The 24,912-nt window shown below is 70.2% G+C and carries 22 protein-coding genes and 1 pseudogene; 7 read left to right on the forward strand and 16 right to left on the reverse strand.

Going from position 1 to position 24,912, the window contains the following annotated elements; all coding sequences use genetic code 11:
• Nucleotides 1–51 precede the first annotated feature (51 nt).
• Complete coding sequence (locus tag ACIQBL_RS07250) at nucleotides 52–1,014, forward strand: ABC transporter substrate-binding protein (RefSeq protein WP_401937818.1); 963 nt, start codon at nucleotides 52–54, stop codon at nucleotides 1,012–1,014.
• A gap of 69 nt (nucleotides 1,015–1,083) precedes the next feature.
• Here the strand turns inward: ACIQBL_RS07250 and ACIQBL_RS07255 are convergent, their stop codons facing one another.
• From ACIQBL_RS07255 to ACIQBL_RS07280, 6 genes are all read right to left on the reverse strand, one after another.
• Entirely contained in the window at nucleotides 1,084–2,481 is a 1,398-nt protein-coding gene (locus tag ACIQBL_RS07255; protein WP_401937820.1) for a glycoside hydrolase family 43 protein, read from the reverse strand.
• A gap of 138 nt (nucleotides 2,482–2,619) precedes the next feature.
• Nucleotides 2,620–3,570, reverse strand: coding sequence for an ROK family protein (locus tag ACIQBL_RS07260; protein ID WP_401937823.1), 951 nt, complete (start codon nucleotides 3,568–3,570; stop codon nucleotides 2,620–2,622).
• Nucleotides 3,567–5,219 (reverse strand): dipeptide ABC transporter ATP-binding protein, encoded by a 1,653-nt coding sequence (locus ACIQBL_RS07265; protein WP_401937825.1) that lies wholly within the window; start codon nucleotides 5,217–5,219, stop codon nucleotides 3,567–3,569. Before ACIQBL_RS07265 ends, ACIQBL_RS07260 begins: the two co-directional genes overlap by 4 nt.
• The gene (locus ACIQBL_RS07270; protein ID WP_401938921.1) at nucleotides 5,216–6,088 is read right to left on the reverse strand and encodes an ABC transporter permease; all 873 of its coding nucleotides are present in this window, start codon (nucleotides 6,086–6,088) and stop codon (nucleotides 5,216–5,218) included. The genes ACIQBL_RS07265 and ACIQBL_RS07270 overlap by 4 nt, the downstream gene beginning before the upstream one ends.
• Nucleotides 6,089–6,114: 26 nt before the next feature.
• Entirely contained in the window at nucleotides 6,115–7,074 is a 960-nt protein-coding gene (locus ACIQBL_RS07275) for an ABC transporter permease (RefSeq protein WP_401937828.1), read from the reverse strand.
• Nucleotides 7,075–7,077: 3 nt separating this feature from the next.
• Nucleotides 7,078–8,835, reverse strand: a complete 1,758-nt coding sequence (locus tag ACIQBL_RS07280; RefSeq protein ID WP_401937830.1) for a peptide ABC transporter substrate-binding protein — start codon at nucleotides 8,833–8,835, stop codon at nucleotides 7,078–7,080.
• A gap of 180 nt (nucleotides 8,836–9,015) precedes the next feature.
• On the opposite strand from ACIQBL_RS07280, the gene ACIQBL_RS07285 reads away from it, so the two are divergent.
• Together ACIQBL_RS07285 and ACIQBL_RS07290 are read left to right on the forward strand one after the other, a co-directional pair.
• On the forward strand, nucleotides 9,016–10,209 hold the full coding sequence (locus ACIQBL_RS07285) for an ROK family protein (RefSeq protein WP_401937831.1): 1,194 nt from the start codon (nucleotides 9,016–9,018) through the stop codon (nucleotides 10,207–10,209).
• A gap of 77 nt (nucleotides 10,210–10,286) precedes the next feature.
• Nucleotides 10,287–11,795 (forward strand): M81 family metallopeptidase, encoded by a 1,509-nt coding sequence (locus tag ACIQBL_RS07290; RefSeq protein ID WP_401937833.1) that lies wholly within the window; start codon nucleotides 10,287–10,289, stop codon nucleotides 11,793–11,795.
• On the opposite strand, the gene ACIQBL_RS07295 is transcribed toward ACIQBL_RS07290, so the two are convergent.
• The 6 genes from ACIQBL_RS07295 to ACIQBL_RS07320 form a co-directional block, all read right to left on the reverse strand.
• A complete protein-coding gene (locus ACIQBL_RS07295) occupies nucleotides 11,776–12,393 on the reverse strand; it encodes a GTP-binding protein (protein ID WP_401937836.1) in 618 nt (205 codons plus the stop codon). The genes ACIQBL_RS07290 and ACIQBL_RS07295 overlap by 20 nt on opposite strands.
• Nucleotides 12,380–12,739 carry a DUF742 domain-containing protein gene (locus tag ACIQBL_RS07300; protein ID WP_355914916.1) on the reverse strand — a complete coding sequence of 120 codons (360 nt, stop codon included), beginning with the start codon at nucleotides 12,737–12,739 and terminating at the stop codon, nucleotides 12,380–12,382. The genes ACIQBL_RS07295 and ACIQBL_RS07300 overlap by 14 nt, the downstream gene beginning before the upstream one ends.
• Nucleotide 12,740: 1 nt before the next feature.
• On the reverse strand, nucleotides 12,741–13,172 hold the full coding sequence (locus tag ACIQBL_RS07305; protein ID WP_019071426.1) for a roadblock/LC7 domain-containing protein: 432 nt from the start codon (nucleotides 13,170–13,172) through the stop codon (nucleotides 12,741–12,743).
• Nucleotides 13,173–13,183: 11 nt separating this feature from the next.
• Complete coding sequence (locus ACIQBL_RS07310) at nucleotides 13,184–15,556, reverse strand: nitrate- and nitrite sensing domain-containing protein (RefSeq protein WP_401937839.1); 2,373 nt, start codon at nucleotides 15,554–15,556, stop codon at nucleotides 13,184–13,186.
• A 39-nt stretch (nucleotides 15,557–15,595) separates the two neighbouring features.
• Entirely contained in the window at nucleotides 15,596–16,609 is a 1,014-nt protein-coding gene (locus ACIQBL_RS07315) for a substrate-binding domain-containing protein (protein WP_401937842.1), read from the reverse strand.
• Nucleotides 16,610–16,830: 221 nt separating this feature from the next.
• On the reverse strand, nucleotides 16,831–17,634 hold the full coding sequence (locus tag ACIQBL_RS07320; RefSeq protein WP_401937843.1) for an SAM-dependent methyltransferase: 804 nt from the start codon (nucleotides 17,632–17,634) through the stop codon (nucleotides 16,831–16,833).
• Between the two features lie 111 nt (nucleotides 17,635–17,745).
• Here ACIQBL_RS07320 and ACIQBL_RS07325 point away from each other — a divergent pair, with 111 nt between their 5' ends.
• Nucleotides 17,746–19,209, forward strand: a complete 1,464-nt coding sequence (locus ACIQBL_RS07325; RefSeq protein ID WP_401937846.1) for an MFS transporter — start codon at nucleotides 17,746–17,748, stop codon at nucleotides 19,207–19,209.
• Between the two features lie 161 nt (nucleotides 19,210–19,370).
• Here ACIQBL_RS07325 and ACIQBL_RS07330 read toward each other — a convergent pair whose 3' ends face one another.
• Together ACIQBL_RS07330 and ACIQBL_RS07335 are read right to left on the reverse strand one after the other, a co-directional pair.
• Nucleotides 19,371–20,393: an Lrp/AsnC family transcriptional regulator gene (locus tag ACIQBL_RS07330; RefSeq protein WP_401937847.1), complete on the reverse strand. Its 1,023-nt coding sequence runs from the start codon at nucleotides 20,391–20,393 to the stop codon at nucleotides 19,371–19,373.
• 28 nt (nucleotides 20,394–20,421) lie between these two features.
• Nucleotides 20,422–20,877: a tellurite resistance TerB family protein gene (locus ACIQBL_RS07335; RefSeq protein WP_043686538.1), complete on the reverse strand. Its 456-nt coding sequence runs from the start codon at nucleotides 20,875–20,877 to the stop codon at nucleotides 20,422–20,424.
• A gap of 153 nt (nucleotides 20,878–21,030) precedes the next feature.
• Between ACIQBL_RS07335 and ACIQBL_RS07340 the strand changes: the two are divergent.
• Nucleotides 21,031–21,267, forward strand: a pseudogene (locus ACIQBL_RS07340) (transcriptional regulator); the annotation flags it as partial.
• A 128-nt stretch (nucleotides 21,268–21,395) separates the two neighbouring features.
• Nucleotides 21,396–21,668, forward strand: coding sequence for a Sec-independent protein translocase subunit TatA (tatA, locus tag ACIQBL_RS07345; RefSeq protein ID WP_401937849.1), 273 nt, complete (start codon nucleotides 21,396–21,398; stop codon nucleotides 21,666–21,668).
• Between the two features lie 121 nt (nucleotides 21,669–21,789).
• Here the strand turns inward: tatA and ACIQBL_RS07350 are convergent, their stop codons facing one another.
• On the reverse strand, nucleotides 21,790–22,398 hold the full coding sequence (locus ACIQBL_RS07350) for a hypothetical protein (protein WP_401937852.1): 609 nt from the start codon (nucleotides 22,396–22,398) through the stop codon (nucleotides 21,790–21,792).
• A 14-nt stretch (nucleotides 22,399–22,412) separates the two neighbouring features.
• Complete coding sequence (mycP, locus tag ACIQBL_RS07355; protein ID WP_401937854.1) at nucleotides 22,413–23,561, reverse strand: type VII secretion-associated serine protease mycosin; 1,149 nt, start codon at nucleotides 23,559–23,561, stop codon at nucleotides 22,413–22,415.
• Between mycP and ACIQBL_RS07360 the strand changes: the two genes are divergently transcribed.
• Nucleotides 23,488–24,807: a DNA/RNA non-specific endonuclease gene (locus ACIQBL_RS07360; RefSeq protein WP_401937855.1), complete on the forward strand. Its 1,320-nt coding sequence runs from the start codon at nucleotides 23,488–23,490 to the stop codon at nucleotides 24,805–24,807. The genes mycP and ACIQBL_RS07360 overlap by 74 nt on opposite strands.
• The last annotated feature ends 105 nt before the right edge of the window (nucleotides 24,808–24,912 follow it).

The raw sequence follows: 24,912 nt of genomic DNA on the forward strand, positions 1-24,912 counted from the left end.
GTGTTCGCCACAGCCATGCCTGTGCCAACATCCGAGCCCGGAACGGGAATTGTGACTTCTAAAGCGAAGAACAGCTGGTCCAGCACTAGGTACCCCGGCGCGGCGGTCGTCGCCCTCGCCGCCACGGCTGCGCTTGTCACGGGATGTGGGTCGTCCTCCGACAGCAAGTCCGACAACCCCCTCTCGGGCGACAAGGCCAGCGGTGACACGGTTGTCGTCGGCTCGAACAACTTCGCCGAGAGCATCCTGATCGCCGACATCTACGGCGAGGCGCTCAAGGCCAAGGGCGTCAAGGTCACTTACAAGCCGAACATCGGCAGCCGTGAGACGACGTACGGCCTGCTCAAGAACGGCACCATCACCGTGCTGCCCGAGTACAACGGCGCGCTGCTGGCCTACCTCGACCCGAAGGCCACCCCGGCGACCCTCGCCGCGACCACGGCGGCGATCAACGCCAAGCTGGACTCCAAGCTGACGCTGCTGGACCCGGCCGCCGCGGAGGACAAGGACACGGTCACGCTCAACGCGGAGACCGCGAAGAAGTACAACCTCACGTCCGACTCCAGCATCGCGGACCTCAAGGCCGTCGCCAAGGACCTGGTCATCGGCGCCTCGCCGGAGTTCCAGACCCGGCAGCAGGGCCTGGTGGGCCTGAAGTCCGTCTACGGCCTGGAGTTCAAGTCCTTCAAGGCGCTGGACGCGGGCGGTCCGCTGACGGCCGCCGCGCTGCAGAAGAACACCGTGCAGGCGGCCGACCTCTTCAGCACGGATCCGACCATCGTCAAGGAGAAGCACGTCACGCTCCAGGACCCGAAGAGGCTCTTCGGCTTCGAGAACGTGCAGCCCCTCGTCTACAAGAGCGGCCTCTCCGCGGCCGGTGTGGCCGCCCTCAACGCGGTCTCCGCGAAGCTCGACACGGCGACCCTGCTGGACCTCGACACGCAGGTCCAGTCGCAGAACAAGGACCCGCTGGACGTGGCGAAGGCCTGGCTGAAGACGGCCGGCCTGAGCTGACCTCTCCGGCGTCGGCGCGGGTGCCTCCGTTTCTCCGGGAGGCACCCGCGCCGACGTGCCCGCGGGGGCTCAGTAACCGACGTGGAACGTCGCGTCCTGCTGGTCCGTGGCCGTCGAGACCGGGTCGATGCGCAGCACGTAGTTGGAGTGCCGGATGTACCGGGTCGGGTTGTTGTAGGACCGGAAGGACGCCCAGGAGGAGTCCGCCAGCCCCGCCGTCCGGTAGAACGTCGCGTCCGCGGCGAACGTCGACGTGCCGTCGTTCACGTCGAGCTGGAGCGCGTAGTCGTAGTGCCGCAGATATCTGGTCGGATAGTTGACCGACTGGAAGGACACCCCGGTCGAGTCCGCGAGGCCCGGCACCAGCGTCCACTGGGAGTCGGGGTACGGGTCGAAGGCGTACTCGTCGATGCGGCCGACGAAGTTGGAGTGCCGGACGTAACGGGCCGGGTAGTTGTAGGACTTGAGCCGGTTCCAGGCGGGCGTGCCCCACTTGGCGATCAGGTTGGTGTACTCGGCCGCGGTGATGGGCTGGATGCCGCAGTGCTTGGAGTTGAGGGGCTGCGTGTAGAGCTTCTGGTCGACGGCCGTCCAGGTGCCGGCGGCGAGGCTGCTGGTCTGCCAGGCGTAGAAGACGCCGTTGGGGTCCCAGGTGTCACCCCAGAGGTACCAAGTCCCGCTGGACGTGAGGGACTTGACCAAGGTCGGTGCCTCGGTGCCGTTGTGCGAGACCGCGGTGCTGAACTCGGTGAAGCTGCCCGGGTCCAGCGAGGTGGACCTGGCGCCGACCAGCGTCGAATTCTTCTTGAAGTAGAGGTAGTTGACGCCGTTCACGCCCACCGCGAGGTCGCCGTCGATGACGTCGTAACCCGGGTCGAAGAACACCTGCGGATCACCGGCGGTCACGAAGTCGCTGGTGTAGTTGACCATGATGACGTTGTGGCCGCTGTCGTTCACGGCCGAGTAGATCACCCCGTACTGACCCCGCCCCGCGTCCCAGAACGACTCCGGCGCCCAGGCGTGCGTGTCCAGGCTGTGCACCTTCATCCGCCGGTAGCCGGTGAAGGTGCGCAGGTCGGGGGAGTCCCAGACGTGGATGTACTGGCTGACGTACGACCAGTCGGTGCCGTTGAGGTCGGTGGCGAGGACCACGAACGTGCCGTCCTGCTTGCGCAGGACGAACGGGTCGCGCAGGCCGAGGGAGCCCGCGGTCGGGGTGGCGACGGGCGCGTTCTGGTTGAGCGGGGTCCACTGCAGACCGTCGGGGCTGACGGCCAGGTGCAGACCGTAGTTGGCGCCCAGGAAGGTCGGCGACTCGGTGAAGTAGCACATGACATAGGCCGAGTCGGTGGCGGCCCGCGCGCTGCCGGCGCCGAGGGTGAGGGCGCCGGTGGCCGCGAGGGGGACGGTCGCGGCCATGCCGAGGAAGAGACGGCGGGAGGGGTGGGGGAGGGGAGGGACGGCCATGTGTTCTCCGTAAGTGACGAGCGGCCCATTGATCCCGTTCGTTCGACATCACGAACGAGGTTCGGTAAGTCGATCAGAAGGTAGGGATGGGGCGCGTGGGCGTCAATCACACGGTCGTGCTTGGCCGGTTCTCGCCGTTCACGTAAGCGTCTGCTGAGGGCCTCCTGTGTGGATCAGCAGTTCCTTCCGCGCCTGCGCCGCCGCGCCGATCGCCACCGCGTCCCCGCCCAGCCGTGCCGGAAGCACCCGTATCCGGTGACCGCCGACCGGTGGCTCCAGCGCCAGCGTCTCCCGGACGGCCGGTCCGAGCAGATCCCACGACCGGCTGACACCCCCGCCGAGCACACACGTCGTGACATCCAGCAACCCCGCCGTGATCAGCAGCGCACGGGCGACACCGCGCCCCGCGGCCTCGTACACGGCGAGCGCGTCCGGGTCGCCCCGGTGGGCCGCCCCGGCGATCGCGAGGGCGGTGCGGTCCACGCCCGTCCGCTCCCCGTACCGCGCCGAGAGGGAACGCCCCGACGCCAGCGTCTCCAGATGCCCCCGCCCCCCACACGTGCACGGCAGCTCGCCGAACCCCGGGACATGGCCGATCTCGCCCGCGGCACCGTGCGGGCCCTCGTGCAGGGCGCCTTTCAGCCACAGCGCGCCGCCCACCCCGGTGCCGAGCGTCATCCCGAGCACGTTCTCCTCGCCCACCGCGGCGCCGCGCGCCACCTCGCCGCGCAGGAACGCGTTGACGTCGTTGTCGAGGAACGCCGGTACGCCCAGGGCCTGTTCGACGGCCGCCGTCACCTCGAACCCGGCCCAGCCGCGAAAGGAGTCGCTCGCCACGAGGATCCGCCCGGCCCGCGCGTCCACGAGCCCGGCCGCGCCGACCCCGACCCCGAGCAACCGGGCGGGCGTACGCTCCCGCAGCAGCCGTAGCGCCGAGAGCGCGGCGTCGAGCATCGCGGCCCCGCCCTCGCTCGCCGGGGTCGGCAGCTCCGCCCGGTCCAGGACGTCGAGTCCGGGCGTGCACAGCACGACCTGGGTGGTCGTCCCGCCGATGTCGACGCCGACGATCACCTGGGGGGAGTCGCTCACGCGCCGGCCTCCGTCCCCAACGCCACCCGGCGCTCTCGCCGTTGACGCTGGAGCACCGGATCGGGCACGGGTACGGCGGCGATGAGCCGGCGCGTGTACCCGGTCTCCGGACGCAGCAACGTGCGCATGGTCGGCCCCTGTTCCTCGACCCGCCCGCCCCGCATCACGACGACGCGCCCCGCGAACCGCTGCACCACGGCGAGGTCGTGCGACACGAAGAGACACGCGAACCCGAGCTCCGCCTGCAACTCGGCGATGACTTCCAGCACGGTCCGCTGCACACTCACGTCCAGCGCGCTCGTCGGCTCGTCGGCGACCAGCAGCCGGGGTTCGAGCACCAGCGCCCGCGCGAGACTCACCCGCTGCCGCTGCCCGCCGGACAGCTCACGCGGCCCGCGCCGCGCCAACTCCCGTGGCAGCCGCACCAGTTCGAGCACCTCGGCGACCCGCTCCCGCCGCTCGGCGGCCCCCATGCCACGCCGGTGCACCCGCAACGGCTCGGCCACACACTCCGCGACACTCATCCGCGCGTCCAACGAGGCCACCGGATCCTGCAGCACCACACCGACTCCGGCCAGCAGGGCCCGCCGGGCCCGCCCCCGCGCCTTGCGCAGATCGGTCCCGAAGAGCGAGACGCCCCCCGACTCCGGCGCGACCAACCCCAGCGCCACCCGCGCGGCGGTCGACTTCCCGGACCCGGACTCACCGACGAGCCCCACGGTCTCCCCGGCCCGCACGGTCAGCGACACATCCTCCAGAGCCCGCACGGCGCGAGGCCCTCGCCCGAACCGCACACTCACACCCCGGAGTTCGACCACGGGCGCCCCCTCGGCCTCCTCGCGTTCGACGCCCTCGCCCCCGGTCACGGCGAGCCGGGGCACAGCGGCCAACAACCGCCGTGTGTACTCGTGCGTGGGCCGCAACAGCACCTCCTCCACCGCCCCCGTCTCCACGACCTCCCCCTCCAGCATCACGGCGACCCGGTCGGCGAAGTCGGCGACGACGCCCATGTTGTGCGTGACCAGCAGCACGCCCGTCCCGGAGTCGGCGGCCAACGCCCGCAGCAGATCGAGGATCTCGGCCTGCACGGTGACATCGAGCGCGGTGGTCGGCTCGTCCGCCACCAGCAATCCGGGCGAGTTGGCGATGGCCATGGCGATGACGACCCGCTGCCGCTGCCCACCCGACAACTGGAACGGAAAGGCGGAAGCCCGCCGCTCAGGTTCGGGAATCCCGACCCGGCGCAGCAGTTCAACCGCCTCCGCAGCGGCCTCCCGCCGGGAGACGTCCCGGTGATTCCGTACAACTTCCGCTATCTGCTTGCCGATTCGGGTCAGCGGATCAAGAGCGGTGGCCGGTTCCTGGAACACCATCGAAGCCGTACACCCCCGCAGCCGCGCGAGTTCGGCCTCACCGGCGCCCACGACATCCGTTCCGCCGACCGAAACACCCCCGGACGCACGGGCGTTGCCGGGCAGCAGCCCAAGGGCGGCGAGCGCCACGGTCGACTTCCCGGACCCGGACTCACCGACGAGGGCGAGGGTCTCGCCGGGCGCGACCCGCAAGGACACCCCCCGCACGGCGGGCACATCACCGCTCTCGGTGGAGAAGGTGACGCCCAGATTCTCGATCTCCAGGATGCTGTTCATCCCCGTCCCCTCACGTCGAAGGCGTCGCGCAGCCCGTCGCCGATCGCGTTGAACGCGCACACGACGAGGATGATCGCGAGTCCCGGCGGCACGATCAGCCACCAGCGTCCCGAGTAGGCGGCCGTCAGCCCGGCCGACAACATCCCGCCCCAGTCGGTCGACGGCGGCTGAACTCCCAGCCCCAGATAGGACACATAGGCGACGAGCAGAATCGCGTCGGCGACCTGGAAGGTGGCCGCGACGACGATCGTCGACACCGAGTTGGGCAGGATGTGCCGGGTGACGGCCCGACTGTGGGAACCGCCGATGGCGCGCAGGGTCAGCACATAGTCGCGCCCCTTCAAGGTCAACGTCTCCGCCCGCACCAGCCGCGAAGGCACCAGCCAGGACACCAGCCCCAGAATCACGATCAGCCCGGTCACACCGGGTGTGGTGATGGCAGACACGACCAGCAGGATGAAGAGCGCGGGTATGGCGATCCCGGCGTCCACGACCCGCATCATCACGGCGTCGACCCACCCGCCCGCATACCCGGCGACGGCCCCCCACAAGGTCCCGATGACGGTGGCGAGCACTCCGGCGGCAAGTCCGACGAGCAACGAGACCTTCCCGCCGTACATGAGCCGCCCGAGCTCGTCATGCCCGACGGCATCGGTCCCGAGCCAATGAGAGCCGTTGGGCGGGAGGTTGACCTGCGTGAGATCGGTATGAACCTGATCGGTGGAGTAGAGAACCGGCCCGAGGAAGCAGAACAGAAAAAAGAGGGCAACCACTACAAGTCCGGCGACGGCAAGTTTGTTGCGCGCGAAGCGCGCTCTTAGGGGCGCGGGGCTGTGTTGATTTGCGGCTCCGCCGCGGGGCGCGAGCAACCCCCACCGGCCGGCACTTTGAACACTCACGCCAGACCCCCCTTGACCCGAGGATCAACAATCCGCTGCACGACATCCGCGAGCAGCGTCCCCACCACAGTCGCCACGGAAATGACGAGCACACACCCCAACAGCACCGGGTAGTCCGACGACTGAGCCGCACTCCAGAACAACAGCCCCATCCCCGGGTAGTTGAAGAGCTGCTCAACAACCAGCGCACCCCCGAACAGCACCGGCACGTAATACCCCAGCATCGCGATCACCGGCGTGAGCGAGTTCCGGAACACGTGCTTGAAGAGGATCGCCCGCTGCGGCGAACCCCCCGCCCGAGCCGTACGGACGTAGTCCTCGGACAGGTTCTCCAACGTCGCCGCCCGCATGTACCGGCTGAACACGGCAACCATGGAAGCCGCCCCCGTCACCACAGGCAGCACCAACGCGACGGGATCCGCGAAGACCTGACCCACCGTGTCCCCCTGCGGCGCCTGCGACGGAAACCACCGCAGCACCTGGGTGAACACCAGCACCAGCACAAGTCCCAGGAAATACACGGGAGTCGAGTACGCGACGAAGCTCAACGTCGTGATGACGTAGTCGGCCGGCTTGTTCCGCCGCACCGCCTGCCACATGCCCAGCGGAATGGCCAGCACCAGCCCGACAACGGCCGACAACACGGTCAGCACCAGTGTTTTCGGCAGCCGTTGCTCGATGAGCTGGGACACCGCCTCGTTCAGGGTGTACGACGTGCCGAGGTCACCGTGCAGCAACTGCCGCAGGTAGTACAGGTACTGCACGGGCAGCGGCCGGTCGAGCCCCTGGTCGTGGTTGAACAGCGTGATCTGCTGGGGCGTGGCCTGCGGGCCGAGGATCCCGCGCGCGGGACCCCCGGGCAGCGCGTGCAGCAGACCGAACACCACGACCGTCACGATGATGACGACGACCAGCGCCTGGGCGATCCGCCGGGTGAGATACAGGAGGGTGTCCATGCCTCAGCTGGTCCACTTCCACTGTGCCGGGTGGAAGTTGGCGAGCGGGTCCTGCGAGAAGCCGCCGAGGCCGTTCTTGACCACGGAGATCTGGTAGTCCGGCTCCGGCAGCCAGATCACCGGCAGGTCCTTGGCGAGGGCCGCGCTGTAGTCCTGGATCGCCTGGGTCGAACTCGACGTCGTGGACGCGGAGATGAGCTCGTCGACGTCCGTGTTGGAGTAGTTGCCGAAGTTCGCGCCGCCCTTCGTCTGGAAGAGCGAGTCACCGGTCGGGAAGGCGCTGAAGTACCAACTGCCCGCCGTGCCGAAGAAGGACAGCTGCCACGTGCAGATCGACTGCGAGGCCGTGCACTGCGGGGTCTGCGACAGCACCGAGTTGACGGGCGCGGTCTTGATGGAGAACTTGATCCCGGTCTTCGCCAGCGAGGACTGGATCGCGCTCATCATGTTGTCGGTCACCGTCGACCCGGACTGCGACAGCACCTGCATCTCGAACTTCGTGCCCTTGGCGACTCCTTCACCGCACTGCGCGGAGCCGGTGCCCGGACTGGTGCAGGTCATGACCCCACCCTCCTCGCTCCAACCATGGCCGCTGAGCAGCGACTTGGCGGCCGAGGTCGAGAACGGGTACGGGTCGCTCCTCTGCGTGGCCGACAGGAACGACGAACTCTGCGCCTGCGGGATCGGCCCGTAGCCGGGCACCGCCGTCCCGTTGAAGATGACCTTCGCCAGACTGCTCTGGTCGATCGACCGCTGCACGGCCTGCCGGGCGTAGAGCTGCTTGAACACGGCACCCATGGCAGGGTTGTTGAAGTTGTACGGCATGTACGTGATCGCCCAGCCGGACCAGGGCTTCACCGTGTAGCCCTGCGCGGTGAAGCTGTCCTTCTGGTCGAGGTCGGTCGCCTCGATGTAGCCGTAGTCGACGCTCCCGGAGCGCAGCGCGTTCTTCTCGGCGTCCGCCGTCGTGAAGGGGAGGAGGTTCACGGTGGGGATGCCGGGCTTCTCGCCGCCGTCGTACTTCGTGTTGGCGGCCAGGACGACCTTGCCGGCCGTGGAGAACGACTTGACGGTGTACGGGCCGCTGACCGTCTTCCAGAGGGCGTTCGTGGCGTAGCCGTTGATGTTCTTGGCCGCGTTGTTGAGGTACGTCCAGTCCTGCTTGGCGTCCCCGGCCTTGTCCCACACGTGCTGGGGGAGCGGGTTGACGGCGCTCAGCTCGTTGGCCAGCATCCACTGCGGGTTGTAGGCCTTGTCGAAGGTGATCGTGAAGTGACGGGCGTCCACGGTCTTGAAGGACGTCCAGTTGTCCGGTGCCTTGCCCGGGTTGTAGCCCGCCCACTGGGACTTGTTCGCCTTGATGAGGTCGAACCAGAACTTCACGTCGGCCGAGGTGATCGGCTTCCCGTCGCTCCAGTGCCGCTCGCCCAGGGTGATCGTGACGCTCTTGTTGTCGGCCGCGAAGTCGGCGGCGGTCGCCACCGAGCCCTTCTTGTTCCAGCCCATGCTGCCGGTCGAGCCGTCGTAGGCGACGAGCGGCTCCCACAGGGCGTTCGCGATGGAGATGTTGTTGGTGTTGAGGTGGGCGGCGGTGCCGATCGGCAGGATCCAGTTCGGGGTGAAGTTCGCCGGCAGCGCGTAGTTGATCGAGTCGTGCGACCCGGACGACGACGTACCGCTCGACCCGGAACAGCCCGCGAGCAGCAGCGAGGCCGTGGTCAGCGAGGCACCGGCGAGGAGTCTCGTGGGAACAGGGGACATGGCTCTCCTCGGAAAAAGAGGGGCGGAGGCGGGGGTGAGGACAGTCAACGACCCCTGTGGTCGAAGAAACAGGCGTGCCGCTGTAAAAAGCCTGTTTCTGCTGTTCTGCAAAAAGCCGGGAGCCCCTTCGGGTGGCTTACGCTCGTCGCCACGATCGCCGATCCGGAAGTAACTTCCTCCATGCCTGAAAAAAGTGCGCACCGCCGGAAGAGCGCCTCCGGTGTCTCCTCACTGGCCGAGCACGTCCTCGAACTCCTCGCCTCCGGGCAGGCCGCCACCCGCACCGAACTCGCCGAACTGCTCGGCGCCGCGCCCTCGACGATCTCCCTCGCCGTGGGCCAGCTGGTGTCCCTGGGCCTGGTCGCCGAGCACGGCACGCGCTCCTCCACCGGCGGCCGGCCCCGCAAGGTGCTGCGACTCGGCGGAAGCGACGGCTTCGCGGTCGCCGCCGAACTCGGCGGCAAGCACGCGCACGTGGGGGTCGTCCTGCCCGGCGGCGGCCTCACCGATGTGTCGACGGTGCCGTTCCCTACGGCGGAGGGCCCGGAGGCCGCGCTCCCAGGCCTCGCCGAGACGCTCACGGCACTCGCCGAGCGGCACGGGCGGGAGCAGCTGCGAGGCGTGGGCCTGTGCCTGCCCGGCCCGGTCGACATCGCCTCCGGGATGGTCACGCTGCCCGCCCGGATGCCCGGCTGGAACAGGTTCCCCATCCGCGACTGGCTCGCCGACCGCTTCGAGGTCCCGGCCGCCGTCGAGAACGACGCCAACTGCATGGCCGTCGGCGAACACACCGTCCAGCCCGCCGAACGACGCCAGTCGATCATGGTCAAGGTCGGCACCGGGATCGGCGCGGGCGTCATCGCCGACGGCCGCCTCTACCGGGGCGGCACCGGCGCCGCCGGCGAGATCACCCACGTCCGCGTCGAGGCCGCCCAGGACACCCCCTGCTCCTGCGGCAACACCGGCTGCCTGGAAACCGTGGCCTCCGGCGCCGCCCTGGTCCGCATCCTGCGCGGCCACGGCCTCGACGTGACGACCACCGAGGACGTCGTACGCCTCGCCACCGACGCCCACCCCGAGGCCACCCGAGCGGTCCGCCAGGCCGGCCGCTATCTCGGCCAAGTCCTGGCAGCCAACGTCAACTTCTTCAACCCCGACGCCGTGTATCTGGGCGGCATCCTCTCCACCCTGGAACCCTTCGTAGCGGCAGTCCGCAGCCAGTTGTACGAGGGCTGCCACCCCTTGGTCACGGAGCACCTGGTCATCGAACGCGCGAGCCTGGGCGCGGACGCAGGGCTGGTCGGCGCAGGTCAGTTCGCCCTCCAACGGGCCCTGGCCCAGGCACTCCAGACGGTCACAGACAAGACGCGGTGACTTGTGCTTTTAGGGGCGCGGGGAACTGCGCGACCAGCCACGACGAAGCCGCAGACGACACACGACTTGGAGTACCTGTGCCTTCCCAACGTCCCGTAATCGCCATCGCAGGCCTCGGCATCGAATCCTCAACCTTCTCCCCGGCCCGCACGGAGGCCCCCGCCTTCCACCCCCAACGCGGCCCCGAGGTACTGACCCGGTACCCCTTCCTCGCCCCCGGCACCCCGCTCGGGGAAGCCGCAGACTGGCAAGGCGCCCTCGTAGGCAAGGCCCTCCCCGGCGGCACCGTAACGGCCACCGCCTTCACTGCCCTGTCCGACGAACTCATCGACCGCCTAAGGGAATTGGGCCCCCTGGACGGCCTCTGGTACGACATCCACGGCGCGATGACAGTGGAGGGCATGGACGACGCCGAGGCCCACCTACTGACCCGCATCCGGGAAACCATCGGCCCGGAAACCCTCGTGTCGACCTCGATGGACCTCCACGGCAACGTCTCCCGCGAACTGGTCCACGCCACCGACCTGATCACCTGCTACCGCATGGCCCCGCACGAGGACGCCATGGACACCAAGGAACGCGCCGCCCGCAACCTCGTAGACCTCCTGGCGAGCGGCGCCCCCCGCCCGGTCAAGGCCTGGATCCCGGTCCCGGTACTCCTCGCGGGCGAACAGACCTCCACCCGTATCGAACCAGCGAAGAGCGTCTACGCGGCCGTAGAAAAAGTAGAAGCAACCGACGGAGTCACCGACGCGGCGATCTGGGTCGGCTACGCCTGGGCCGACGAGCCCCGCAACCGCGCCGCAGTCGTCGTCACGGGACCGTCCGCCGCCCAAGTAACCACCGGCGCCGAACAGTTGGCCCGCGGCTTCTGGAAAGCAAGGCACGACTTCGCGTTCGTCGCGCCCACCGGCACCCTGGCCGACTGCCTCGACGAGGCCCTCGCCTCCACCGCCCGCCCGTACTTCATCAGCGACACCGGCGACAACCCGACCGCCGGCGGCGCGGGCGATGTCACCTGGGGCCTCCAACAGGTCCTGGAACGCCCGGAGTTCAAGGACCAGGACGGCCCTACGGTCATCTACGCGTCGCTCCCCGGACCGGCCGCCGTAGCCACCGCGGAGCGTGCCGGCGTCGGCGCCACCGTCACCGTCACGGCGGGCGCCGAGGTCGACGACCGCCACGCGGGACCGCTCACCCTCACCGGGGTCGTGCACTCGATCCGCCACGGCGACCGGGACGCCGAGACCGAAGCGGTCCTCAGGGTCGGCAGCGTGTATGTGATCCTCACCCGGCTCCGGAAGCCGTACCACCACGAACACGACTTCACCGACCTGGCGTTGGAGCCGCGCTCCGCCGATCTCGTGCTCGTCAAGATCGGCTATCTCGAACCCGAGCTCTTCGCCATGGCCGCGGACTGGAAGATGGCCCTCACTCCGGGCGGGGTCGACCAGGACCTGACCCGGCTCGGGCATCACCGCGTCCGGCGGCCCCTGTTCCCCTTCGACCGGGACATGGCAGAGCCGGACCTCACGGCCCGGGTCGTCGCCCCCTCGGACGAGCCGCTCACCGGGGCGGACGAGTGAGCTTGCCGCCCCCGCCGTCCTCGATGGCCGCTTCGATCAACTGGTCCAGCAGCGCGATGAGTACGTTCCGGCACGAGTCGCGTTCCCGCGCGTCGCACAGCAGCACGCGGACGTCCTCCGGGAGCGCCAGCGCGTCGCGGACCGCCTCCGCCGGATACGGGTGCTCGCCGTAGAAGCCGTTCACGCCCACCACGAAGGGGATGCCCCGGCGCTCGAAGAAGTCGACGGCCGCGAAGCTGGACTTCGGGCGGCGGACGTCGATCAGGACCACCGCGCCGAGGGCGCCGAGCGCCAGGTCGTTCCACATGAACCAGAAGCGCTGCTGGCCCGGGGTGCCGAACAGGTACAGCACCAGGTCCTGGCCGATGGTGATGCGGCCGAAGTCCAGGGCCACCGTGGTGGCCCGTTTCTCCTCGATGCCGTCGAGGTCGTCGACGGCGAGGCCGGCCGCGGTGAGCGGTTCCTCGGTGCGCAGCGGCGCGATCTCGCTCACCGAACCGACCATGGTGGTCTTGCCGACGCCGAAGCCTCCCGCGATCAGGATCTTGACCGTCTCGGGCGGCGCGGGTGCCGGAGCGATGGTGTCAGAGCCGGTCAAGGCCCTCCCTCACTTTCTGCAGCAGGTCCATGTCCGGGCTGGTACGGGATACCGGGTGCGGCGGACGGGCCGTGATCAGCCCCGCCTCCAGCAGATCGCAGAGCATGATCACTACCACGCTCACCGGGAGGTCGACAAGAGCCGCGACCTCCGCCACCGCCAGCGGCTCGGCGCACAGCCGCAGGATGCGGGACTGCTCCGGCTGCGGCCGGGGCGCCCGCGCGGGCACCGGCTCGACCGCGGTCACCGTGGTGATGAGGGTGAAATCGGCGCGGCTGGGCCGGGTTCTGCCACCGGTCAGCGTGAACGGCCGTACGAGCCGCCCCGCCGCGTCGCCACCGCTCACCTCACTCGCCGGAGCCGGCCGCGGGGCCGACGTTGGCCCGCGGCGCGGCGCTGAGATGCTCGCCTATCTTCTTCACCAGCATGTTCATCTGGTACGCCACGACCCCGACGTCCGCGCCCGGACCGGTCAGGACGACCAGATGGGCGCCGGGGCCCGCCGAGGTGAGGATCAGATAGCTGTTGGCCATCTCGATCAGCGCCTGGCGCACCGGACCGCCCCGGAAGTCCATGCTGACCCCCTTGCTGAGGCTCATCAGCCCGGACGCGGTGGCCGCGAGCCGCTCGGCGTCGTCGCGCAGGAACCCGGTGGACTTGCTGACGACCAGGCCGTCCTCGGACAGCACGACGGCCTGGTTCACCTCGGCGACCCGGTCCACGAGTCCGGTGAGCAACTGGTCGAGCTGGGTGTGCGTGGCGGGGACAGGACGTGTCATGGCGGAGTCCTTCATGAGCGGTCGGCGGGCGGGGTCGAGGAGGCGGCTGCTTCCTCCCGGTCGTACTGCGTCGGCGTGTCGTCGTCGATGGAGTCTCGCGCCTGGAACGTGCCGCGCTGGAACCCGGCCAGTGAGGAGGCCGCGCGTTCCGCGGTGAAGTCTTCGAGCTCTCCGTCCTCCTCGACCGGCCCGGCCTCCTCCCGCAACTCGCTGGCCAGGCTGGTCTGCGGCACCCGGCGCGGCAGCGGGGCCAGCCCGCCGAGATCGACGGCGACCGAGGGCTCGGGGGACCGTGCCGGGGGAACCGCGGGCACGGCGCTCGTCGGCTCGACCGCCCGCTCGGCCAAGGACGTTGCCGCGAGGGCGGCGGTCTTCTCCGCCACGACGGCCCTGGCGAGGCCGGCGTGCTTCGAGGTACCCGGCGTGGGCTCGTCGGGGGCCTCGGGTACGACGATCTCGTGCGGGATCAGCACGATCGCGGTCGTGCCGCCGTACGGCGAGGAGCGCAGCGTCACCGCGATGCCGTGCCGGGTGGCGAGCCGGGCGATCACGAACATACCGAGCCGCAGGTCGTCGGCGAGGGCGACCACGTCGAACTGCGGAGGCACCGCCAACTGGCCGTTGAGGGAGGCGTAGTCCTCTTCGGACATGCCGAGCCCGCGGTCCTCGACCTCGATCACGAGCCCCTTGGCGACCATCGCGGCCCGCACCCCGACGGGGCTCGGCGCGGGGGAGTACACGGTCGCGTTGTCGATCAGCTCGGCCAGCAGATGGATCACGTCCGCGACCGCGGGCGGCGCCAGGCACACCTCCTCCTCGGTGTGCACCTCCACCCGCTGGTACTCGGCGACCTCACCCACGGCACTGCGCAGGATGTCGATCAGCGCGACCGGCTCGGTCCAGCTGCGGCGGGGCTGCTCACCGCTGATGACGACGAGGTTCTCCTCGTAGCGGCGCAACTGGCTGGCCGTGGAGTCCAGTTCGTACAGGCCGCGCAGCACCTCGGGGTCGTCGTGCCGGCGTTCCAGCGCGTCGAGCTTGGTGAGCTGGAGGTTGACCAGGTTCTGGCTCTGCCGGGCGATGCCGAGGATGACCTTCTGGAAACCCCGCCGGGTGTCGGCGAGTTCGACCGCGGTGTGCACGGCGGTGCGCTGCGCGGTGTTGAACGCCTGGGCCACCTGGCCGAGTTCGTCGTCGCCGTAGTCCAGGGGCGGGGTCGCCGACTCGACGTCGATCTTCTCGCCCCGGTTCAACCGGGCGACCACGTCCGGCAGTCGGTCCTCGGCGAGGCTCAGCGTGGCGATCTTCAGGCCGCGCAGCCGCCGGGACAGGGAGCGGGTGATCCGCCAGGACATGCCGACGCACAGCAGCAGGGCGGCGAGTCCGCCCGCGCTCAGCGAGGCGGCGGTGACGAGCAGGTTGTGCGCCTTGTCGGAGCTGCGGTCGAGGAGTCCGTCCGTCTGCTGCCGGATCAACGCCGTGTACTGGTCGGCGACTTCGGACAGGGCGGCGTTCCACTGCTTCTGCTCGTCGGGCAGGGGGATCCTGTTGGCCGTGCCGTTGTCCGGCACCGCCTTGTCCGCCGTACCGGCCGTGAGCACCGCGTCCTCCGTGGACTCCAGGGTGCTCCACTCGACGCTCTGCAGAATGTGCTCGATCTTCGTCCTGGTGGCGCCCTGGAACCCGGTGGCGATCTGGTCCTCGACCAGCCAGCGCCGGGCGTGCACCAGCTCGGCGAACTGCTCCCACGCCCCGTTGTCGACGTGCCCGGAGGGCCAGGCCAGGGTCAGCTGGGCGTCCTCCTGGGAGACCAGCTCCGCCCCGTGCTCCAGGGCGACGAGAGGCTCGGCCTGCGAGGTGAGGTCGCCGTCGTCGACCTGGGACAGCTCCTGGAAGGCCTGGATCTGGTCGTCGATGATCGAGGTGTACTGGTCCAGCACCTGCTGGGGCGTGATGTCGGTGGGCTTGTCCACCTGGCTGCGGTAGTACTCCAGGCTGTCCACCGACGCGACGACCGAGTACATCCGGTCCTTGATGCGGGCGGGCGCCTTCTTGATCGCGCCGGACTGGGCCAGGAGCCCGGCCACCGCCTTGTCCGTCACCGCGCGCTGTGCCGTGAGCGCGGCCCGGGAACCGTGCGGCGAGGCCATCCAGGCCGCCGACAGGCTGCGCTCCCGCTGGAGCGCGAGCGCCGCCTCGGTGCCCATGGCGCCGGTGGACCGGCTCAGCTCGGTCTGCGAGCGCAGCCGCAGCCCCTCCGTGAACATCTGGGTCGTCGTCACGCCCCACATGGCCGCCAGGGTGACGCTGGGCACCAGCGCGAGCATGATCAGGGAAAGACGTATGGAACCGACGCGGCGCCGGGCACCTGTCCGTGGAGACATCGTGGTCGTCCTCGCTACATCCTCGTACGAAGTGTCCGGTCAGCGCGTTCCGTTGGCCGCGAACTTCGCGACCGCGCCGACGTTCGTCTTCGTCACGAACGCCGGGCCGGTGAGCACGGGAGCCGCCCCGCCGCCACTGATGTTGCCGTTGGTCTTGTACAGCCACAACGCGTCCACGGCCAGATAGCCCTGCAGATACGGCTGTTGGTCGACCGCGAACTGCACGGCCCCGCTCTGCACGGCCTTGACCAGGTCCTGGTTGAGGTCGAAGGTCGCCACCTTGGCGTTGCTGCCCGCCGCCTTCACGGACTTGACCGCGGCCAGTGCGAAATCGGCGCCCATCATGACCACTTCGTCGATGCTGGGGTCCTGCTTCAGCCGGTCCTTGACGCCCGCGGACACGGCGTTCATGTCGGTGCCGTCCACATAGAGCATGTCGGTGTCGCCGGTGAACGTCTTCTTCACGCCCGCGCAGCGCGCCTCCAGGGCGACATTGCCCCGCTCGTGGATCACGCACAGGGCGTGCTTGGCCTTGAGGGCGTCCAGTTTCTCGCCGACGGCGCGGCCCGCGACACTCTCGTCCTGGCCGAAGAACTCCAGGACGCCCTCCGACTGCCATGAGTCGATACCGGAGTTGAGGCCTACCACCGGGATGTCCGAGGCCTTGGCCTGGGAGATCGGCGCCTTCATCGCGTCCGGCTTGGCGAGCGTCAGCGCGATGCCGTCGACGCCGTCCCGGATCGCGTCCCGCACCAGCTCCGCCTGCCCGGTGCCGTCGGGGTCGCTCGCGTACGTCAGCTTGACGTGGTCCTTGGCGGCGGCGGCCTCGGCGCCCTTCTTCACCAGCACCCAGAAGGCGTCGCCCTCGCTCGCGTGGGTCACGAGGGCGATCTTGAGTCCGGAACCGCCGCCGGCGCCGGCCGCGTCCGTGTCCGCTCCGGAACCACCGGTTCCGGAGCAGCCGGCGAGCAGCAGACAGACCACGACGGCGGAGGTCAGCGCCGTCCCGTGGATGAGGCGGACGGGGGCTTGAGGTGAAGGAGGAGTGGTCATGGGGGGTGCGGCACCTCGCTGTGCGGCCGAGCCGGAGGACGGGGGGAGTGCGCCCGGTGCCGTATGAGGTGCGCCGACCGGGTGACTCCCGCTGGGCCGGAGCCAATCGTGTGTGACCGCCGGTAGTCAAGTGAGCAGCGACATGGAGTGAGTTGTTGCTGCCGCATTGTGATCATCTCGACGTCGTCAGGGGGTTGAGGAGGTTGCGTACGGGCGGGCGGTTACGGCTTGCGGGCCACCGCCCCGTACATCGCGATGTCCTGGTCCCTGATCGGTTCGGTGTCCGAGCCGTCCGGACGCCACTTGTGGACCTGGACGATACCCGGCCCGACGAGTTCGAGCCCCACGAAGAACTCCTCGGCCTCCGGATACGTGCGCAGCCGCATCGGCATCCCGCGCGCCGCGTACTCGCGGGCGACCCGGCCGACCTCGTCCGGCGCGAACTCGGCGGTACCGATGGACATCGCCAAGTAGCTGCCGGAGGGCAGGGGTTCGAGGAGCCGGCGCACGATGCCCACGGCGTCGTCCTCGTCCAGCACGAAGTGCACGATCGCGATCACCGTCAGGGCGACCGGCTCACCGGGATCGAGCGTCTCGCGGACCTGAGGGGTGCTCAGGATCGCCGCCGGGTCCAGCATGTCCGCCTCGACGTACGCGGTCCGGCCCTCGGGCGTGCTGTCCAACAGGCCCTGGGACAGGGCGAGTACGAGCGGGTCGTTGTCGACGTAGACGACCCGGGACTCCGGGGCCGCCGCCTGCGCGATCTCGTGGATGTTCGGCGAGGTCGGGATACCGGTACCGACGTCGAGGAACTGCCGTATCCCCGCCTCGCCGGCCAGATAGCGCACGGCACGGTTCATGAAGTCGCGGTTGGCCCGCATGTGCACCGGCATGGCCGGCCACTCCCGGATCATCGCGTCGCCGGCCTCCTGGTCGGCGGGGTAGTAGTCCGCTCCGCCCAGGATGTAGTCGTAGATCCGCGCGGAGTGGGCGGTGTCGGTGTCGATGCGGCTGGGCTCGGGCAACGTGGGCTCCTTGTGTGAGATTTCGCCGTCATGGGGGCCGCGGAGGGAGGAAATCCTCGATCCCGGAGACCTGGCTGGAAGGGGCAACCCCCGCGATTCCACGCTTCGGCCATGAGACAACTGAGCACGTACCCAAGGCCGTTGACCCCCGACGGGTCCTACCCCGGGCGCTGGTCCGCACTCGTCGCCCTGCTTCTCGGCGAGGCCATGAACCTGCTCGACGCGACGGTCGTGCAGGTGGCCGCGCCCGCGATCCACGCCGATCTGGGCGGATCGGTGTCCGACATCCAGTGGTTCACGACGGCGTACACCCTGCCGTTCGCGGTGCTGCTGATCACCGGGGGACGCCTCGGCGACATCGCGGGCCGGAGGCGGCTGTTCGTGCTGGGCGTCGTCGGATTCGCCGTCGCGTCCCTCGCCTGCGCGCTGGCGCCGGGCGTGGGCTTCCTGATCGCGTTCCGCGCCGTGCAGGGGGCGTCGGCGGCGCTGGTGATCCCGCAGACCATCGGGCTCATCAAGGCGATGTTCGCGGGCGACGAGATGTCCCGGGCCCTTGGCAGTATCGGCCCCGTCATGGGCCTCGCGGCGGTCTGCGGCCCGGTGCTCGGCGGTGTCCTCACGCACGCCGACCTGTTCGACTCCTCCTGGCGCGCGGTGTTCCTGGTCAACGTCCCGCTCGCCCTCGTCGTCCTCGCCCTCTCCCCCCGACTGCCGCAGGACCGCGCCCCGAAGCGCCCCACCCTCGACATCACCGGCACCCTCCTGGCCATGACCGGCACGGGACTTCTGGTCTTCCCGCTGATCGGCGCGGACATCTCCCGTCTGTCCGGCCGGAGTTGGGCCGAGGTGACGGCAGGCCTGCTGACCCTGACCGTGTTCGCCCTGCACCAGCGCGGGGTGGCCGCCACCGGGCGCAGCCCCCTGGTGGAACCGACCCTGTTCACCCGCCCCGGCTTCCCCGCCGCCCTCGTCGCCTCCACGTCCTTCTTCGCGGTGACGAACGGCCTCATGACGGTCGTGGTGCTCCAACTCCAACTAGGCCTGGGCGCCGGTGTGTTGAAGGCGGGCCTGACCCTGGCCCCCTGGTCGGTCGGCCTCGCCGTCTCGTCGTGGGCGGCGGGCGCACATCTCGTCCGGCGGTACGGACGGCGGACGATGCTCGCCGGCCTCGGCGTCCTGCTCACGGGCATGCTGGGCGCGATCCTCGCCTACGACCACACGGTCCGCGGCGCCTATCCCATCTGGCTGCTCCCCGCACTCGGCGTGGTCGGCCTCGGCGCCGGGCTCTTCACCCCGGCGTTCTTCACCCAGGCGCTCAAGCCGCTCCGGGCGCAGGAGTCGGGGTCGGCTGCGGGGTTGCTGAACGCCGTGCAGCAGCTGGGGGCGACCTTGGGGGTCGCGGTTCTCGGCAGTGTGTATCTGGCGAACGCGGGGGCTGGAGGCGGGACCGGTGTCGGCGTCGGGACGGAGGGTGCCCCGGGGGCGCTGTACGCGGTGCGGGTGGCGTTCTGGGGTGCGGTGGGGCTGGTGGGGGTGTGTGCAGGTGCGAGTCGGGTGATGGGGCGTGAGGCATGATGGAGGGCGTACAGGGCGTACTGGGCGATGCGGGGCGCGAGGGGGGAGTGTGAGGGTGCTGCGAGCGCAGGGGTGATTGCCAGGCGCCCGCGGCTCGCTTGCGCCCGCCATCAGCCTTTTCTCCACCCGCGTCCCGGCTTTACTCCGCCCGCGTCCCGGACTCACGCCGCGCCTGTGCCGGGTTCACGCCGTCCCCGCTCACCCACCCGCGTCGGCAACCCCGTCAGGGAAGGGCTCGCCGCCTTGAGGTTGCGCAGTACCGGGCTCGATTCCAGGGTGTGGACGGCGGTCAGGGAACCGAGGCGCTGGGTGAGGTAGCGGTGGAGGTCGGCGGGGTCGCGGCACAGCGCCTGGGCGACCAGGTTGGTGGGGCCGGTGGTCGCGGCGACGAAGGCCAGTTCGTCGTGGTCGGACAGGGCCGTGGCGACCCGGTCGAGGTCCGCCGGCCGTACCGACATCCACAGCAGCGCCCGGGTGTTGACCCCGAACAGCCCGGCGTCGACCTCGACGTCGAAGAACAGCGCGCCGCCCGCCCGCAGATCGGCCAGCCGCCGCGCCACGGTCGCCGGCGACCACCTGGTCACCCGCGCCAGCTCACCCTGCCCGGCGCGCCCGTCCCGCTCCAGCGCCGCCAGCAACTCCGCGTCTCCCGGCCCCGGTTGACGCGGCACGCCCGGATACCCGGAGTCGGCCCGCTCGCGCAGGACACGCACCTGTTCCGCGTCGAGCGCGTCCGCGCTGCGCCGCCAGTTCGTCGGGCCGCCCAGGTACATGTGCAGCAGACAGTGCGCGGACACCGCGGTGATGCCGCCGGTGCGCGGAATGTCGTGCAGGAGAAGGGAGCCCGCGCCCGAGGCATCGGTGGGCGCGTGGACGACCGCCACGATCTCGGTGCCGCCGGAGGCGAGTTTCACCCAGGACGTGTCCGGCCGCCGTACCAGGGCACGGGCGATGTCCTGCGCGGAGCGCGCGGCGGCGGTGAGCCGGACCAGCCACTGGGTACGGCCCGCCTGGTGCGGGTCCGTGAGGCCCACGACGCGCAGGGACGCCTCGGTGCGCAGCCGGGCGTAGCGCCTGGCGACGGTCTGGGCCGAGACACCGAGGACCGCGGCGATCCCGGTGAAGGTCGCCCGGCCGTCGATGTGCAGGGCGTGGATCAGGCCGCGGTCCAGGTCGTCGAGCATGCCCCCGGTCATGTGTCCCGGCGGCCGGTCAGAGGTCGAACTCGTGCGGCGGCAGGTCGAGCGTGAAGCAGGCCTCGCGGACCACGGCCTGCTCGGTCTTGTCGAAGTCGCCGTCCGCGCCGCCGATCACGATGCCGATCTGGATCACGGCACGCGCCTCGGCGGGCTTCTTCTTCGCCTTGGCGATCTCCTGCAACACGCTGACCTTGCCGAAGGCGAAGTCGGCCGTCAGCTTGTTCAGGTTCTCGTCGAAACGGCGCTGGAGGTCCATCGCGTCGAAGTTCTGCAGCACCTCGTTGCTCGCGATGAGCTGGGCGACACGCTGCCGCTCCGACGGGTCGACCGTGCCGTCGGCGGCGGCCACGAGCGCGCACATCGCCATGCTCGCGTCGCGGAACGCCCCGCTCTTCAGGTCGTTCTTCTTCGCCACGAGCTGGGTCTGCATCGTTGACGCGGACTCCTTGAAGCGGTCCCACAGGGCCATGCGAACTCCATGCGTAGTAGTCGTGCGTAGTCGTGCGTATACGAATTCGTGGCTGCAGCACCGTGGAAACTCCCCGCACCGGGGAGAAGTTCCGGCCGCCTGGACTGGTGCGGTCCGTACGAAAGGAACGGCCGGGGACGGGAGGCGACGACGGTGCGGACAGCCGGCGACGGCCCCGGCGACCCGTCCGCCGAGGTGCTCGCGGACGCCGCCGCGGCCTTCGGGCTGCCGGCCTCGCCCGTGCGGCTGCACATCGGGTGGGCGCCGGCCCAGGGCGAGAGCGATGTCCCGGGGCTCGCGGAGCGGGTCGGCGGCGCGCTGCCCGCGGTGAGCCGGCACCTGACCGAACTGAAGCTCGCGGGCCTGGTCAGGTCCCGCCGCGAGGGCCGTCCACCGGCACCGCAGCCCATCGGCATCCCCGCCCGCTCGTGCCCCGGCCCTGAGGGGACTCCGATCCACCCCAGGGTTGTACAGTTGCGCAACATAGCAACTGTTATCGGGGAAGAGAGGGCGAGGTCATGCTCCGCAACGGACTGGAACCTTGGCACCTGCTGGTCGTGGCGATCGTCGTCATCCTGCTGTTCGGCTCGAAGAAGCTCCCGGAGGCCGCGCGCGGGCTGGGCAAGTCGATGCGCATCCTCAAGAGCGAGGCGAAGGCGATGAAGACCGACGACCTGGCCACCGCGGCGCCGGCGGAGCCGACGTCGGTGCAGATGGCGACGGAGCCGGCCGCGACCCCCGCACAGCCGGAGCCCAGGACGGTCCCCGAGCCGACCGGCACGGCTGGCTGAGGCCTCCGGCCCCGTGCTTCGCGGGTAGCTGACGCGTCCGGTGGGACCGGCCGGGGCCCAGCGCTCCGGTCGGCCCCGGGGATCGGCACCACCCCCGGGCAGCCGGACCCGCTCCGGACGATCAGTGCCGGGCGGCGATGAAGGCGCTGACCTTGTCGGCCAACTTCTTTCCGGCCTGTGCCTTCGCGGGGTCGTCGGGCGCAGTGATGGCCGAGATGCGGGGGCGTGCCGAGGTGGCGCCGATGATCACGAACTCCTGGTGTGGGTTGGCGCGCGCGGCGGCCTCGGTCGCTGGTTTCATGCCGGTGCCGACGGTGCCGACGGTGCCGACGGTGACGATCAGCTCGCAGTGGTGCTGCACGGCGCCGTTGAAGTACGGCAGCGCCGCCTTGACGTCGATGGTGGGGGCGGGGAAACGCTGGGCGTTGACCCGGCCGGAGCGCGCCGCGTCCTGCATGCCCTGCCAGGACGCCTGGCTGAGCCGGGCGTCGGTGGCGCCCGCGGGCGAGACGAGCAGACAGGCCCGGAAGTTGCGGGAGACGTTGGCGGCCCGGGGCTGAGTGCTCCCGCCTCCGGTGAGTAGAGCGGTGAGCGACAGGACCACCACGAGGACGGCGGCCGTGACGGCCGTGACGACCGGGTGGCCGCGGACGAGACCCGTGAGGCGGTGGACGGGGCGTGCGGTGATCGTGGTGAGCCGCATGCTGATCGGGTTCCTCCTGTGGATCATGTACGAGGACTGGATCACGTACGACGACGGGAGCGGCGGCGGACGAGGAGGCCACCCGCCCCGGCGGCGGTCACCACGGCCGCCGCGCCGACGACCGCGACGGTTCCGCCTGGAACGCCGCCCGTCGTATCGGCGGCTGCCTTCGGGACGCCGTCGCCGGAGGCGGTGAGCAGCGGATTGGCGCTGAAGGCCGGAGCCGGTGCGCCCAGGGCCTTCAGGGGGTCGACGATGCCGTAGCCGAAGCGGTCGTCACGGCCGGAACCCCCGCCGGGGCGGTCGGCGGTGCCGATGAGCCGGGCGATGATCTGACCGGCGCTCTCCGACGGGTACGCGGCTCGCAGCAGTGCGGCGGCGGCGGACACATAGGGAGCGGAATAGCTGGTTCCGTCCTTGGTGAGGTAGCCACCGCTGTTCCTCGTCGAGTAGATGTCCACCGCCGGGGCGGCCAACGCGACATAGGAACCCGATTCGCCGGAGGACCAGAACCCGCCGTCGCGGGTGGTGCCGGAGACGGCCAGGACGCCGGGGAAGGCGGCCGGATACCCCACCGGATTTCCCGTCAGGCCGTTGTTGCCCGCCGCCGCGACCACGACGGCGTCATGGCGGCGCGCATAGGCGACCGCGTCCCGGATCTGGGGGTCGGGGTCGGTGGTCACCATCGAGATGTTGATGACCGAGGCCCGGTGGTCGGTGGCGTAGACGATGCCCCGGGCAAGGGCGAGCGGATCCGCGGCGTTGTCGGCGCTGACCCGGACCGGGAGCACCGTCGCCCGGGGAGCCAGTCCGGCCATGCCCTTGCCGGTGGTGCCGGAGCCCGCGATGACCCCGGCGACCGAGGTGCCGTGCGAGTCGGCCGAGACGTCGACCCGGCCGTCGGTGGCCTGGCCGGTGACATCGGTACCGGGAAGGACCCGGCCCGCCAGGTCGGGGTGACGGGCGTTCACCCCGGTGTCGACCACCGCGACCGTGACGCCGGCCCCCTGGCTGAGCCGCCAGATCCGGGAGGCGTCGAAGTGCTGGGCGTCCAGCGGCCATTCGGCACTGAGCGGCGTGGGTGCGGCGGGCGGCCCGGCGGTGGCCGCGGGTGCGGTGCCCAGGAGGAGCAGCAGCGGCAGGCCGACGTATGCGCAGGCGCGTAAAGCGCCCGACGGTACCAGTCTCATCCGCCCCCGCAGCCCCTCCCACGACGCCTGCACCAGCGACGACATCAAGGCCCAGGAGGAGGCGTACGAGGCGCAGCAGGCCTATCTCAAGCAGTGGCAGGCGGGTGCCTGGGACCGGATGGAGAAGTACTCCCAGGACCAGCTCAAGGCATGGGAGCGCGAGCACGCCCGGGAGGTGGCCCGCAACGAGGCCGACGAACGGGCCCTGCAGCAGCAGATAGCCGACCAGGAGCGGCAGTTCGAGAACGAGTTCAACGACGCCATGAACTGGCAGCCGTCGACCCACTCGACCGGCCAGGGCTCGGGATCGGGCAGCGTCTCCTACGGCAACTCCTATGGCTCGTACGGCTCTTACGGTTCCTCAGGGGGCAACTACTCGTCCCTCTACTACGGAGTCGCGCTGGGCGGCGCGCTGTCCTACGGCTACGGCGCCGCGGGCTCCGCGAGCGGCGGGGCCGCCGCCGGGGGCCTGGAGGCGGTCGGCGACGTCATCTGGGAGGAACTGGCCTCCGCCGGCGCCGAGGAACTCCTCTTCGGCCTCGTCCTCGCCGCCTCGGCAGCCGACGACTGCGGCGCCCACGGAGTTCCGACCCGCCCCAAGAACCAGAACCTCGGCGGCGTCAACACCACACCGGTCATCGGCACCACACCGGATGAGGACGCGGCCGCCGCGGCGGGACACGACGCGATCAGTTCGTCCGCGGCGCAGGACACGGACACCGCCACGGCCGACGGCGGAGGACTGGGCGGCGGCTCCGGCAATGGACGCGACGACCGCTGCGACACAGGGGCGGGATTCAACAGCAAGGGCAACATCGCCTATCTGCCACGCCATCTGCAGGCGGGTCAGTGCGTGGCCACCGGAGCCTTCGCCAGCCTCGACCAGTCCGACTACACGCCACCACCGAGACCGAACCTCAGATTCGGCCTGCCGGGGTTGACGACCCTGCCGTCCGACAACCGCGCGCGAGGGCATCTCATCGGGTACGCGTTCGGTGGTTCCAACAAGGACACCCGGAACTTCGTCCCCATGTACCAGGTCGCCAACCAGGACATGTTCGACTACGCGGAAGCGCCGGTCCTGAAGGCTATTCAGGGCGGCGGGCACGAGTTCGTGGAGGTGACCCCCGTGTACGGTAATCCGTCCTCGCCGATTCCGACCGAGGTGCACTTCGTCGCCTTCGGCACCACCGACCTGGAGTGTGTCATCGAGAACACGTCCACGGGCGGTGCCCATTGCACCTAGACAGAGAAAGGCCGTTGCCGTGTCAGCCGCAGATGTCCTTACCCCCGTTCTCGGTCCGCCCCCGCGGCAGGCCGCGGATACCTTCGAAACTCTGGAAAGGGAATG

The sequence above is a fragment of the Streptomyces sp. NPDC088350 genome (assembly GCF_044753545.1).
GTDB lineage: Bacteria > Actinomycetota > Actinomycetes > Streptomycetales > Streptomycetaceae > Streptomyces.